Source organism: Methanobrevibacter sp. (assembly GCF_045603845.1).
Classification (GTDB): domain Archaea; phylum Methanobacteriota; class Methanobacteria; order Methanobacteriales; family Methanobacteriaceae; genus Methanocatella.
On sequence record NZ_JAZUMY010000059.1, the window covers coordinates 1 to 13554 of the forward strand.

The 13554-nt window shown below is 34.6% G+C and carries 16 protein-coding genes, 1 tRNA gene and 1 pseudogene; 9 read left to right on the forward strand and 9 right to left on the reverse strand.

Going from position 1 to position 13554, the window contains the following annotated elements; all coding sequences use genetic code 11:
- The 5 genes and pseudogenes from rpl11p to ACKI2W_RS04995 all read right to left on the reverse strand — a co-directional run.
- Nucleotides 1-143 (reverse strand): annotated as a pseudogene (gene rpl11p / locus ACKI2W_RS04975) (50S ribosomal protein L11); the annotation flags it as partial.
- Nucleotides 143-610 carry a transcription elongation factor Spt5 gene (locus ACKI2W_RS04980; RefSeq protein WP_292800376.1) on the reverse strand — a complete coding sequence of 156 codons (468 nt, stop codon included), beginning with the start codon at nucleotides 608-610 and terminating at the stop codon, nucleotides 143-145. The gene ACKI2W_RS04980 and the pseudogene rpl11p, both read right to left, overlap by 1 nt.
- A 241-nt stretch (nucleotides 611-851) precedes the next feature.
- Nucleotides 852-1031, reverse strand: coding sequence for a protein translocase SEC61 complex subunit gamma (locus tag ACKI2W_RS04985; protein WP_407379845.1), 180 nt, complete (start codon nucleotides 1029-1031; stop codon nucleotides 852-854).
- Nucleotides 1032-1154: 123 nt separating this feature from the next.
- The gene (gene ftsZ, locus ACKI2W_RS04990) at nucleotides 1155-2291 is read right to left on the reverse strand and encodes a cell division protein FtsZ (RefSeq protein ID WP_407379847.1); all 1137 of its coding nucleotides are present in this window, start codon (nucleotides 2289-2291) and stop codon (nucleotides 1155-1157) included.
- 126 nt (nucleotides 2292-2417) lie between these two features.
- Entirely contained in the window at nucleotides 2418-2981 is a 564-nt protein-coding gene (locus ACKI2W_RS04995) for a pyruvate kinase alpha/beta domain-containing protein (protein WP_407379849.1), read from the reverse strand.
- A gap of 52 nt (nucleotides 2982-3033) precedes the next feature.
- Between ACKI2W_RS04995 and ACKI2W_RS05000 the strand changes: the two genes are divergently transcribed.
- The 7 genes from ACKI2W_RS05000 (at nucleotide 3034) to ACKI2W_RS05030 (ending at nucleotide 7125) form a co-directional block, all read left to right on the forward strand.
- A complete protein-coding gene (locus ACKI2W_RS05000) occupies nucleotides 3034-3888 on the forward strand; it encodes a coenzyme F420-0:L-glutamate ligase (RefSeq protein WP_407379851.1) in 855 nt (284 codons plus the stop codon).
- A 56-nt stretch (nucleotides 3889-3944) separates the two neighbouring features.
- Nucleotides 3945-4484 (forward strand): transcription factor, encoded by a 540-nt coding sequence (locus ACKI2W_RS05005; protein WP_407379853.1) that lies wholly within the window; start codon nucleotides 3945-3947, stop codon nucleotides 4482-4484.
- 5 nt (nucleotides 4485-4489) lie between these two features.
- Nucleotides 4490-4987 carry a TIGR00295 family protein gene (locus ACKI2W_RS05010; RefSeq protein WP_407379855.1) on the forward strand — a complete coding sequence of 166 codons (498 nt, stop codon included), beginning with the start codon at nucleotides 4490-4492 and terminating at the stop codon, nucleotides 4985-4987.
- Between the two features lie 2 nt (nucleotides 4988-4989).
- Complete coding sequence (locus ACKI2W_RS05015; protein WP_407379857.1) at nucleotides 4990-5898, forward strand: DUF5591 domain-containing protein; 909 nt, start codon at nucleotides 4990-4992, stop codon at nucleotides 5896-5898.
- A gap of 86 nt (nucleotides 5899-5984) precedes the next feature.
- Nucleotides 5985-6269, forward strand: coding sequence for an iron-sulfur cluster assembly protein (locus ACKI2W_RS05020; protein ID WP_407379859.1), 285 nt, complete (start codon nucleotides 5985-5987; stop codon nucleotides 6267-6269).
- Between the two features lie 146 nt (nucleotides 6270-6415).
- Nucleotides 6416-6490 (forward strand) — tRNA-Ile (locus ACKI2W_RS05025).
- A gap of 119 nt (nucleotides 6491-6609) precedes the next feature.
- Complete coding sequence (locus tag ACKI2W_RS05030) at nucleotides 6610-7125, forward strand: amino acid-binding protein (RefSeq protein ID WP_407379861.1); 516 nt, start codon at nucleotides 6610-6612, stop codon at nucleotides 7123-7125.
- Here the strand turns inward: ACKI2W_RS05030 and ACKI2W_RS05035 are convergent.
- The gene (locus ACKI2W_RS05035; protein WP_407379897.1) at nucleotides 7122-7397 is read right to left on the reverse strand and encodes a HypC/HybG/HupF family hydrogenase formation chaperone; all 276 of its coding nucleotides are present in this window, start codon (nucleotides 7395-7397) and stop codon (nucleotides 7122-7124) included. The two genes, ACKI2W_RS05030 and ACKI2W_RS05035, sit on opposite strands and share 4 nt — an antisense overlap.
- A gap of 84 nt (nucleotides 7398-7481) precedes the next feature.
- On the opposite strand from ACKI2W_RS05035, the gene ACKI2W_RS05040 reads away from it, so the two are divergent.
- Nucleotides 7482-8777: an FAD-dependent oxidoreductase gene (locus tag ACKI2W_RS05040; RefSeq protein ID WP_407379863.1), complete on the forward strand. Its 1296-nt coding sequence runs from the start codon at nucleotides 7482-7484 to the stop codon at nucleotides 8775-8777.
- A 1-nt stretch (nucleotide 8778) separates the two neighbouring features.
- Here ACKI2W_RS05040 and ACKI2W_RS05045 read toward each other — a convergent pair whose 3' ends face one another.
- Genes ACKI2W_RS05045 through ACKI2W_RS05055 form a run of 3 tightly spaced genes read right to left on the reverse strand, consistent with a single transcriptional unit; the run spans nucleotide 8779 to nucleotide 11910 of the window.
- Entirely contained in the window at nucleotides 8779-9831 is a 1053-nt protein-coding gene (locus ACKI2W_RS05045; RefSeq protein WP_407379865.1) for a glycosyltransferase family 1 protein, read from the reverse strand.
- Nucleotides 9832-10791, reverse strand: coding sequence for a cell wall biosynthesis protein (locus ACKI2W_RS05050; RefSeq protein ID WP_407379867.1), 960 nt, complete (start codon nucleotides 10789-10791; stop codon nucleotides 9832-9834). It lies immediately after the preceding gene.
- Nucleotides 10792-10848: 57 nt separating this feature from the next.
- Entirely contained in the window at nucleotides 10849-11910 is a 1062-nt protein-coding gene (locus ACKI2W_RS05055; RefSeq protein ID WP_407379869.1) for an mRNA surveillance protein pelota, read from the reverse strand.
- Nucleotides 11911-11954: 44 nt separating this feature from the next.
- Here ACKI2W_RS05055 and ACKI2W_RS05060 point away from each other — a divergent pair, with 44 nt between their 5' ends.
- A complete protein-coding gene (locus tag ACKI2W_RS05060) occupies nucleotides 11955-13247 on the forward strand; it encodes a prephenate dehydrogenase (RefSeq protein WP_407379871.1) in 1293 nt (430 codons plus the stop codon).
- The last annotated feature ends 307 nt before the right edge of the window (nucleotides 13248-13554 follow it).

Consider the following 13554-nt stretch of genomic DNA (forward strand, 5'->3'; position numbering starts at 1 on the left):
CCTGCAAAGTCAGCACTTTTTTTATTAATTTCGTCAACTACTTGCATCATGTTAATACCGAAAGGTCCTAAAGCTGGGCCTAATGGAGGTCCAGGAGTAGCGCTTCCACCTTCGATAAGAACTTCGACTGTATCTTTAGCCATCAGTCAGCCTCCTTTTGAATTATTCTTATTTGATCAGCTTTAACAGTTACCGGAATCGGAACTGCTGCTTCTATTAACTCAAGAACAACTTCTTCACGTGATTCATCAATACGAACCACTTTAGCTCTTTCACCTTTAAACGGACCAGAAATAAGTTCAACAATACTTCCTTTCTGAATTGAGGAAATAATCGGTTCTGGTTTCAAGAATCTTTTAGCTTCTTCAAAGGTAATTCCTCCTTTACCTTCAACAACACCTCTTAAATGTTGTACTTTCAAGTTAGGATTTCTTAAATCTATTTTTGTATCAGATTCAACTAGAATATACCCTTTTAAAGATTCCGGAACAAGAATTGATGAAATACCTACACCAGGCATTTTAGCTTTACGGGCCAAAAGTCTGGCAACATTTCTTTCTTGACCTACAGAGGTTTTTAGAGCATATATGGAACTATTAGTATCTTCCATGAAAAATTCACCTATTTCAATATTCTTATTGTTAATAAAATCATATATTAAGTTAAAAGTTATTATAAAAACAATGTAACAAGATAAAAAATAATCTTGTAAAATAGATTTCTATAATATCAATATATCTATAAATAATAGTATATATAGTTTTCAAAAAAACGATATTTTGAAAATGAAAAATTAAAATTTTATCATAATTAAATTGGGATCAATAATTAAAAAAAATAAAAGAATGGTTTTATAAACCAATTAATTGACCGATTAAAACTATAACAAAACCAATAACACCGATAATTAAAATACCTAAAGCAGTAATCTTAGCAAAGTCTATGTATTCAGACATATCCGGTTTTCTTGATACTTTTAATACTCTTTTACTATCTTTAACAAATCTATCAAAACGTTCTTGTACATTCATTTAAATACCCAAAATAAAAAATTTAGTAAATTATAACAAAATAATAATCATAAATAATTTAAGATTTATTTATTTATAAAGTTTTCTATAACTACGAAAAAATATAAAAATTTAGTGATGGATTTAGAAAATACCATCAATAAAATCATCTAATTGATCACTAGTACTTTGAGCTTCACCGGCAGATTCATCAGCATCATCATCAAAATCAGCATTTGATGCTCCATCACCGGATTCAATGCCTGAAACAACAATAGTTGTCCTGACAGTGCTTTGTAATGAAGGATCAAGTTGAGCACCCCAAATAATATTAGCTTCAGGGTCTAATTTATCAGCAACAACCTGCACGATTTTTTCAGATTCATGTAATGTTAAATCTTCACCACTGGAAATATTGATTAAAGCACCAGTAGCATTTGAAATATCAATATCAAGTAAAGGACTGCTTAAAGCTTCATGTACGGATTCCAATGCTCTGTCTCCAGAGTCGGATTCACCCATACCAATCATTGCCATACCGGAGCCTTCCATGATACTTTTAATATCAGCGAAGTCCAAACTTACAATACCAGGTTTGGTGATTAACTCAGTTATTCCTTTAACAGCTCTTCCCAAAATTTCATCGGAAACTAAAAATGCTTTAGTTAATGGGAGATTTGGAGCTACTTCTAACAATTTATCATTAGGAATAATAATTACAGTATCTGCAGCTTCTTTAAGTTTTTCTAAACCTTCATCAGCATTGTTTCTTCTTCTGATACCTTCAGCTGAAAATGGCATTGTGACAACAGCTACAGTTAAAGCACCTAACTTTTTAGCTATTTTAGCGACAATCGGTGCAGAACCTGTACCGGTTCCTCCACCAAGACCGCAGGTAACAAATACCATATCTGCGCCTTCAAGTGATTCTCTTATTTCATCTTCGGTTTCTTCGGCACATTCTTCACCAATACTTGGATCTCCACCTGCACCTAATCCGCCGGAAGTTTTTCTACCTAAAAGAATTTTTTTATCAGATTGACTGTAATATAAGTCTTGAGCATCAGTATTGACAGTGATTGTGTCTGCACCTTCAATACCTATTTCAGATAATCTTGAAATTGTGTTGTTTCCAGCACCACCAGCACCCACAACAAAAATATTAGTTTTTTGGATAAACTCGATTAAATCATTGTCCATATCGGATGTAATAGTTTTTTTGGAATCTACTTTTTCCATTCTTTCTTCAGATTCTTTAATTGCATCATCTATAAATTTCACGAACTAACCCCACATACGTTCTATAAAAATAATTGTTAAATATTTCTGTTTAAACTAATATTTAAATGCAACTATATAATTGAAAAAAAATAAAAATAGTATTGAAAAAATGAAATTAATGATAATTTAATCTCTTGGCATTGCAATTATTTCATGAATTTTCAAATCAAACAAATCTTTTGCATTGACTGGAGTTAATATGACTGCAGTATCGACTCCTGAGCCTCTGCCCCCAATAGCTATGATTTCTTCACCGACCGGTATTAACCCTGCATCGGCAGCCATGATTGAAATTTCACATGCAACCTTAACACCATGGGAAATCATACGAAGGGTGTCTGCAACAATGTCCAGTGGAGCATAACCACCATATTTATTGGTTACGCCACGATTTGCGCCGCTGAATGCGTGTGATCCGATGAATGTGGAAATACCTTTTTCTTCAAGAGCATCCAGCATTTCATCACTGATATCCAAGGTATTTTCTTCCTTAAATCCTGAATGATGGGTAACATTAACGATTTCCGCATCCCCGTTTATTGCATCATATAACTTTAATGCGGATTTACCTGTTGAAGAAGCAATAACGATAGTATCAATGTCATCTGATTCATCAAGCCTTTCTTTTACGGCCGCAATTAATTCATCCGTGTAGTCTTCGCCCTGTTTTTCAAAGTATGTTATTTTCATTTGACTCACCTTTTAAATATCATATTGTATTATATATTATTTAAGAGTTAATATGATAGATGAAAACATAAAGCATGTGATTAATGGAGATTACATGGTAATTCCAATTGAAACTGGATATATAAAGCCTAATGAAGATTTAAGTTCCATCATAATCCCTGCCCGCAAATTAATGAAAGATGGAGATTATTTGGTAATCGCAGAAACGCCGATTTCCGTTTCACAGGGTCGTCTGGTTGATGAGGCAGAATATACCCCTTCCCTTACAGCCAAATTCCTGACAACAGTATGGAGCAAATACCTCTGGGGCTATATATTAGGACCGCTATTGGGAATTAAAAAGAGAACCATCAAAAATTTGAGAAGACTTCCCGAAGAAACAAAAGCTCATAAGGAAGTCGTTCTGCAATTATATGGCCTCAAACATGCATTGAAACCCGCTTCAGAGGCAGGAATCGATTTGAGTAATGCTCCGGGAACATGCGTTTCACTTCTGCCCGAAAATCCTGAAAAGGTAGCTCGTGAGATTAAAGATGAAATAGGAAAGGACGTCTGTGTGATGATAATCGACACCGATGCGACATATATGAAAAACGGGAAGTACTTTACCGGCCTTCCAATAGCCATTGAGGGAATTGAAGCCGATAGAGGATTTTTCGGATATATGAAAGGCCAGCTGAGTGAAAACATGGGATCAACACCTCTCGGATGCAGTGAAAAGATCAGTGTTGAAGAAGGCCTGAAAATAGCCAACATTGCAGAAGACTATCAGAAATCATTATCAACTGAAATGAAAACTATCCATAGCGTTAAGAAAGTTTTAGGAACTTCAGAAACTGAAGTGACGATTGAAGCCCTCGATAGCATAACCCATACCCCTGCAGTAATAATAAGAAAAATCAACTAAGTTTTTATAATAGAAAAAATAAATATTTTATATTATAGTTTTAGGGGTATTATTACATGATAAACAATCCAATAGTTAACGATTTTTTAGAAGGAATTGTAGACGATGATGATTTAAAAAATGTTAAAGCAATCATCGAAGCATTAATTGAAGGCGTTGAAACTGATGAAGCTATTCATGAAAAAACCGGAATTAAACTGAATACCGTTAGAAAATTATTATATAAACTGCATGATGCTTCAATAGCTACTTATAAAAGAAATAAAGACCCTGAAACTCAATGGTTCACATACACCTGGAAATTTGACCAGGACGAATATATTGAAAAAATCACTGAATTCTATACAAACAGACTAAATGAAAGACAGGAAGCATTAGACAATTTAGAAAATAACCTTTACTTTGTCTGCTGTATGAATCCGGAACATTACAAAGGAGATTATACCGAATCTTCCGAATACGAATTCTACTGTCCGGTATGTGATTATGAATTGGAACCATATGACGCCAAAAAAGAAAAAAGCTTATTGAAAAGAAGAATAACCATCGACAAAAAGAATTTCAAAAAATTCGAAGATGCAATTGACAATCAATGATATAAATGGAAGAAATTGAAATTCTTAAGAAGGAAAATACACCGCAGAATGTTATTGACCACTCAATAGCAGTTTGCATAAAAGCGCAGAAAATAGCTGAAAATTTCCCTAAAGCTGATAAAGAGCTAATTAAAACAGGCGCTTTACTGCATGACATCGGAAGGTCAAGAACCCATGGCATCAGACATGCCGTTGTCGGATGTGAAATTGCACGAGGATACGGATATCCCGAGAATGTATTGAATATTATAGAAAGACATATCGGTGCGGGAATTACAAAAGAGGAGTCCTCTACATTGGACCTTTTTGAAAAATCTTATGTTCCCCAAAGTCTGGAAGAAAAAATTGTTGCACATGCGGATAATCTGATTAGCGGGACAAAAGAAGTTGATGTTGATTATGTAATTAAAAAATGGGAATCCAGAATGGAAAATCCCGAAGATAATATTAAACGTTTAATAAAACTTGATGAAGAGTTGATACAAGCTTTTAAGGATGATTAACAATGAAAGTAATATGTTCCAGTGAAGAATCTTTATACAGGCCTGAAGCAGTCAGATGGAGACAGAGAATGGAGTGGATGAAACCTGTTGGAGACAGCGTTGTTTTACTTCCATGCAGCATGAAAAAACCTTACTCAAATTCCAAGTCCCATCAAGCATTTAGAAAAGTCACCAGATCTTTTCAAGAACTTATCGTGACTTCACCATTTGGAATCTGTCCAAGGGAACTTGAAAATACTTTTCCAATACAATCATATGATGTCAGTACCACAGGTTCATGGTCACAGGATGAAATTAGAGAAACCGGCAGACTGATTGAAAAGTATTGTGAAGGCAAGAATGTCATAGCCCATCTTGCAGGAGGATATCTGGAATCCTGTGAAGCGTTCCTGGATGACTTTACATTGACCTGCAAAAACGGCAAGCCAACTTCCCCTGATTCAATTTACAACTTAAGAATGGAACTTAAAAATCACAATAAAATTAACAGAAGAGATAAGGTTCTAAATGAACTCAGGTCAATTGCAGTTTATCAGTTCGGCCCTGAAGCAGAGGATTTCATACCTGATAATGTGAAAACTAAAGGAAGATACCACAAAAAAATCATCGTTGACGGAACCCAAATTGCGCTTTTAAATAAAGATTATGGACTTTACCGTTTGAATTTGGCTGGTGGAGAGATTTTAAAAGATTTGGGAATCAATATTGTTAATATCGATTTTGATTTGGAGACAAATACTGTCTTTGCTCCGGGAATCAACAAAGCAAGTCACAACATCATCCCTAATGATGAAGTGGTCGTTGTTAAAGACGACACTGTTGTTGGTGTAGGAAAGGCCATTTTAACAGGCCGTGAAATGGAAGAATGTTCAAACGGAATCGGCGTTAAAATCAAGCATAGAGTAAAATAATTTTTGAAAACAATAATCTTTAAATATGTTATAGAAATATAATAAGTGTTATACAAATTTATTCAATATTATGAGGTGACTATAAAATGTCAGAAGAATTAGTTAATTCAATAAGAGATGCAGTTTCTGTAATTAATGACCCTCACATGGGTATCAGCATTGTCGAAATGGGAATCGTGCAAGATATCAGCGTTGACGGTGATGAAGCAAAAATTATCATTAAACCAACTAACCCCGGTTGTATGAGTGTTGCTCGTATCGCTGCAGATGCTAAAACTCAAGCTGAAAAAGTTGACGGCGTATCCAAAGCAGTCATCATCGTTGAAGGACATGCTATGGCAGACTCCATTAACGAAATGATCAACAGATAAAATTTAAATTTAACACCACAAAATTACCATTGCTGATTAAGTTAATTAAGTAATTAACTTAAAATTTTTAATTTTTTATGAAAAAAAGCTTAAAAACCAAAACACTTATATAGTGATGAAGAGTAAATATATACTTGCTGTTACATAGGCTAGTGGCACAGCTTGGTTAGCGCGCTCGGCTGATAACCGGGAGGTCATGGGTTCGAATCCCATCTAGCCTACTTTTACTAAACTATTTTTTTAAGATTTATTTTTATTCCTGACTATTTTTTCGACAATTTTTCAAAATTTTTAAATAGTATATTCAACATATAATAACTTAGATGTACAAAAAAGTGTAATGAGGGATAAAATGTGGGAAAAAATACATGAAAAATTTAAAAAATATCCGGCCAGAATACGCGTTGCGGAAAAAATGATTGAACTGGGTCTGTCTTTACATGAAGATGGAAAAATATATTGTGGAAACTTAAAAATTAGCGACAAAGCACTAGCTACAGCAGCAAATGTTGACAGAAGAGCAATTAAATCAACAACAGAAGTTATCCAAAATGATCCCGAATTATTCGATTTGTTCAACAACATCATACCCGCAGGAACATTGCTTAAAAACATTGCAAAAAAAATAAATCTGGGCGTTATAGAAATTGAAGTAAGCCCTGAAAACGAAGGAATGCTTGCCGCAATAACAGACATAATTTCAAAAAAAGGAATAAACATAAGACAGGCTTATGCCGAAGACAGCGAAATGCAGGAATATCCTCTTCTCACAATAATAACGGAAAATCCTATAGATGGTGAGTTAATTAATGAATTTAGGAAAATAGAAGGAATAAATAGAGTATCAATATACTAATTTAATCCTGCTTCCATTTTAGCTTTTTCCATTTCTTTATCTTCTTCTTCAAGAATATCCAATAGTTCTTCCCAAGCTTCCAAAGATTCTTTAGCAGCTTCTTCAGTTAATTTTTCAATAGCATAACCTGCATGGATTAAAACATATTCACCAATTTCAACATCCGGAAGCAAATCCATTTTAGCCTCTTGTCTTGCTCCACCAAAGTCAGCGTAGAGTACATTAGCTTCCCTGTCAATTTTCACAATTTGAGCTGGTGCTGCAATACACATATTTTTCATCTCCCAAAATTAAATTAATTAATAAATAAAATATATTATTAATCATTATATAAAATTATCTGAAACGGTGATAAAGTGACAAATATTGTAATCGGATCAGGCCCTGCGGGCAGATTAGGTTCCTATGAACTTGGAAAACTAGGAGAAGATGTAATCTTAATTGAAAAAAAGCATATTGCCGGAACTTGTTTAAATGAAGGCTGCATGGTTATTTGTGCATTAAGCGATATTTCTAAATTCATTGATTCTAATAATAGATTTAATAATTATGGTTTTATAAAAAGCCAAATTGATGTTAGTTATGAAAAGATTGTTGCTAAAATAACTGAAACACAGAAAAAACTGCGTGAATTAAATCAAATCGAAAATGAAAGTGTTGGAAACAGGGTTATCTATGGTGAAGCCAAAATCAATGATGAAACTATAGAAGTGAACAATGAAAGCTTCGAATATGACAAATTGATGATAGCTACCGGAGCCAGACCACATATACCTGACGTTAAGGGCAGTGAATACGGATTAACCAATAAGGATATCTTAAAAATTGATGAAATTCCGGATAAACTGAATATTATTGGTGGAGGAGTTATTGCAAGCGAAATAGCAAACATATTCTCAACATTGGGAAGCGAAGTTAATGTTATTGTCAGAAGCAAATTCCTAAAAGAGCTTGATTCGGACACCAAAAACTATGTGTTGAAACATATTATGCCAGATGTGAATATCCTTGAAGACACAGATATTGAAGAATGTGGTAAAAATAAGGTCATTACTGCAAATGGGAATGAACTGGAAGGAATTCCATTTTTTGCAACAGGCAGAATTCCTAACTCAGAAATTGCAGAAGGATTTATTGACATTAATCCTGACAATACCATAAAAGTCAACGAGTTCATGCAAACGTCACGTGAAAATGTATATGCTGCAGGTGACGTTACCGGAGGATGGCAATTGACCCCAGTAGCCAGAATGGAGGGTATTTGTGCAGCCAGGAATATGGCGGGATACCTGAATAAGGTAAGCTACAATTCAGTTCCTCAAACCATAAGCCTGAACACCGAAGTCAGTTTTGTTGAAAATGAGGAAATTGGTGATGTTGAAACTGAGAGCATAGCAATACCTGGAATTGCAGGACCCGGCGCATTTTGGAAAATATTAACTGGTGACACTGGATTTGCAAAAATCGAATTTGACAAACAGAACAATAAGATTAAAAAAATAAACTCAATATCACCATCATCAACAAGTGATGTGGCATATTTATCCTATCTGATGAGAATAGACTCACCATTGGATGAATATTCAAATTTCCTTGAAATACATCCGTCTACAGACACTAATTATAAAATTATTAAAAATTTGTGGTTATAACTCATTTACCACAAATATATATTATTTTTTCGGCTATTCTGTATTTTGTAGCCAGCAAATCTTCAGAAAAGTTATTAGCACTGGATTTGAGTGAATCATAATTTTCAAAAGCTTCTAAAATAGTGTCATTGGCATCTTCAATGCTTGATTCCAAAATAGCTCCCTCAAAAATGCCTGCAATATTATGGTATCTTCCCCATTTTATTTTAGTTACAGTTACGATAGGTATTTTACAGGCAATTAGCTCTTCAACCATGACTCCATCGTCAGTCAAAACAGCCAGATCGATAAAATCATAAAGATGCTTTAGCCAATCAATAAACCCCAAATAGATTATTTTGCTTTGGTCTATCAAATCCATATATTCATCATGCATCGGATGGCCAACCATAATCAGATTATATTCGTCAGTGAAATCAGCGAAATTTGAAGCCGTTTCAATCATTCCTTTAAAAAGAGAGGATCCTGATGAGAACAAAATTGTTTTTTTATTTTCATCAAACAATGGAATCTTTTTGAGATTTTCAAGGGCAATTTCACCATTTCCGGAATTAACATCATCATTTAACGGATAATAATCCTTGGATAAATTTTCAGGCAAGTTGTTTTCTCTGAATAAATAATATTCCGGCAAAATGATGCAATGATTTAATTTGGGACATACTTTCATGTCCAATGGAGTGCAGCATAAGCAAGTGCAGGGTTTTCTGGATAATTTAGCACCGACACTGGCCACAATTGAACCTCCACCAATGATTCCTACAACAAAATCAACGTTTAATTTATTGATTAAGCTTCTTACTTTAAAAGTAGCTGTAAGCATCCTGAAAGCGGCTTTGACCGAAGTTAATTTGGTTGCAGCATGACCTCCTGCCTGAGGTATTGATATCTTATGCCAGTCATACCCTTTCTTTTTAAACAGAATTCCTGGAGCAGACTCATCCAAAGCCAATTCACATTGAATTCCTTTAGATTCAAGAGCTGAAATAACATTATATGCTATGACTGCATCACCGCCCAGTCCTCTGCCTGTAATAACAACCAATGCCTTCATCTAATCACCACGACGGAGAGAAGTAGGTTCTTTAGGAATAATTGCATCAGTATGAATTGCATGAGGATTGAATAAAAGTCTTCTGAATCCTAATGAAATCAAAATATCATTTGTCACTTCATATTGTTTATCTTTAAGAATCCATTTACGCAACAAATCGCCCAATCCCCCACCGGTCAAAACATCCATGATGAAGTCTCCGAATGTTGGGTCAAGCAATCTTAGACGCTGCCTGAAGAATACTTTAAGGGTGCTTCTTCTAACAAATGCAGTGAAACAAACTGTAAATATTGTAAGTAAAATAGTCCACCAGAATCCTCCGGTCAGGTAAAATGCTATTCCCAGAGCTACTGCAAAGGTGTGATTTCCAACTTCCCCAAGCATGATTTTTCCTGCGAAATCCAATGGGGAGTATGCAAGACACACTACAAATATGAGTAATGGAGTGTAAACCGCAGGAAGCTCATCTACTGGAGCGGTTCCAATTATAAGCATGCAAATTACAGTGACAATGGACATTACCATAGTTACCATGGCACATGATCCCGGCTGCATATCTGAAATATTCAATGGCTGTATTAGAAATGCGATTACAATTGATGACAATCCGAACCCATGAATGAAACCGACAAGCATTACAAGAAGCATTCCGACACCTCTTGAAAATTGGCCTATTTCAATATTCATAAAGCTGAATTTTCTTCTTCCAAAAATATCATCAATGAATGCGAATATACCGATGATTAAAACCAAATCATTATATCCTGGCAACATATAAAAAGATAAGATAATAAATGGGATAATTCCAACACCCCTAGGGATTCCGCCTCTCACATTAGGAAAGAGATTGCCTAAAAATCCCCTTTTACCAAGAAATCTAAACAATGCATCAACAACTGCCGTTCCCAAAAGACAGACAATGAAAACAAACAGGAATGCATAAACCATCGACATATACATAATACTAACCCTTTCTATTTATCACTTATAAGTTATAATAATAATCCTATATAAAATCTATGATAGGGCATATCTTAAAATAGCTGCTATACCACCTAAACTCTCCAATTGCTTGCCTCCATCATGTTCACAACTGATAACCATCACTTCGCCTTTCATGTTTTCAACCATGTCCATCTGTTGGCTTAGGTTATTGGTTGCAACCATTTTATCAAGCACCAGCAGTTTTTCAACAGCCCCCATATTTATAGCTTCACCGGTTTCCTTAATACCGTATGTGACTTTGGATGAATTTTTACCTATTTCGCTTAAAAGCTCGTCAACTGCAATCATTTCACTGGCCACCCTGTTTTCCACAGTTAACTTTTCCACACTTCCTTTTTTAAGGACTTCATGAATTCCAACTCTTCCTCCAGTTCCTGTACTTTCAATAATTGATTTGGAGGCCAGATCTTTGTGTTTATCCTTTAAATAATCATAGAAATCATTTTTATAAAAGCCCGGACCGGCAATGACAATATTTTGAATTGAATCAAACTTATTGATGGAGTCTACAATTGTTTCATAGAACTTAACAATATTTTTGTTCCTATTTTTATCAAGAATACGTTTTCCAGATATATTTCCTTTAATAGGACCATAATATTCTATTCCGAATTGCCTCATCAGTCCCAGTGAAGCAGTGTCATCTTCAATGACTACAATAATTGCAGACAGTTTTTTGGAAGCATCAATGGCCTGTTTTAATCTTTTCAATGCCCATTTTGGCCATTTCAATTTTTTAATCGTCAATGGAGTGTTCAGCTTGACCTCAAGAGTATGGTGTGAACCAAGCGGAATTAAGTCCTCAGGCCCTCTTGTAATTACTCCCGTTAATCTTAGCTTACCTGTGAACAAATGAAAGCTGATGCTTTCAACATCAATGCCAAGGTAAAATGTCTTTTTAACTCCCCTGTCACTTCTTAATTTATCCCCCGTATTGTCCTGTATACGGCGGGTGGTTTTTGATGAAACATTGTCTCCAACTTCGGCAATATGTGACAAATGCCATAAATCGTCCAATGTTTCGGGAATGACTTCTACAATTCCTTCTTTGGTATCTTGTTTAATGATTTTCATTGTATTAATTATTTTTATATGTAATGTTTATTAAAGTTATTAATATGAAAATTGGAATAATCGGTGGAAGTGACGGTTTAGGAAAAACCCTCATTTATTATTTTAGGGATGAATTTGACGTAAGCATAAGCGCAAGAGACCATAATAAAGGCCGTAAAGTTGCAGATGAATTGAATGTTGAGTATGTTGAGTCAAACAAGCAATTGGCTGCAATGAGCAATATATTAATAATATCCGTACCTATTCATCACACACAGTCAGTTATCCGTGAAGTGGCTCCTTTCATGAAAAAAGGTTCTGTTATGCTTGATGTGACTTCAGTAAAAGAAGAGCCTCTAAAGACTATGGAAGAATGCCTTCCGGACAATGTGGAATTTATTCCGACGCATCCTGTTTTCGGTCCGAGAACGACAGAGCTTGACAATCAGGTTATCGTGCTTACCGCCCCTAAAAAAGGCGAATGGTATAAAAAAGTCTATGATTACCTGGATAAAAAGAATATGCGCATTATCGAAACCACCGCCCAGCATCATGATTACATGATGAGCATAGTTCAGGTTCTAACCCATTTTTCATTCATATCAACCGCTTCGGCAATGGAGAAACTGAAAGTCGACATTACAGAAACCGAAGACTATGAAAGTCCTATTTATAATCTGATGATTGATATGATTGCCCGTATCGTTTCACAAAATCCGTATTTAACATACTACATCCAGTCCATGAACAATAACGGACCAAAAATAAGAAAAGCATTCAGCGATGCCGTCATTGAACTTAGAGATGTAATTGAAGATAAAGACGATGAAAGATTTGTTGAAATAGCTATTGAAGCGACCAAAAATATGGGTGATATTCAAAATGCTTTAGGCCGAAGTGACAAGGCAATCAATGCATTGAATCATGAGTTCAACTTGTTAACAGAATCCATTGGTCGTGAAATTGCCCTTAAACACATATATTCCGGAAAAGTTCATATTGGTGTTTTGGAAAAGGTTGACGGTAAAAGCGCCATTTTAGACAATGGGACAAAACTGAGGATAGCCAATATTGAAGTTTTAAGTGATGAAGAGCTATACCAGTGGAGACTTGAAAATATCAAGCAGAAGCATGAGTCAGTCAGCTGCATATTTCCCGACACCGTAACTCCAAACATTATCGTTGAAACAATTGAGAATATTGATGACATTACCGAAGTCATATTGACTGACATTTACAAAGGACCTCAAATTGATGAAGGATACGAAAGCCTGACTTTTGACATTAAAGGATTGTCAAAAGAAGCTATAACCAATGTCAAAAAGGTTTTAACCGGATTTGGAGGAATCATAAGATAATTCCCGTTATCCATTATTTTTTTATAAACTTGAAAAATTGTTCGTTTTTAACCGAACAAATATTAAAGTAATGAAAAGTAATTAAAATTTAAAATTTAATATAACAAAATAAAAATAAATATTTAATTTAAAATAAAGTTAAATCGTGATTAATTTTATAATAAATAATTTTTAAAAATAATTAGATAAAATGAAAAGTATATAATCTTTTAAAAAAATTTTTCATTACCGAAACCTTTATATAGTAAGACTTATACAGTATACTTGTCAAACTTAAAATGACAAGGTTACAGAAAAATGTAACCCA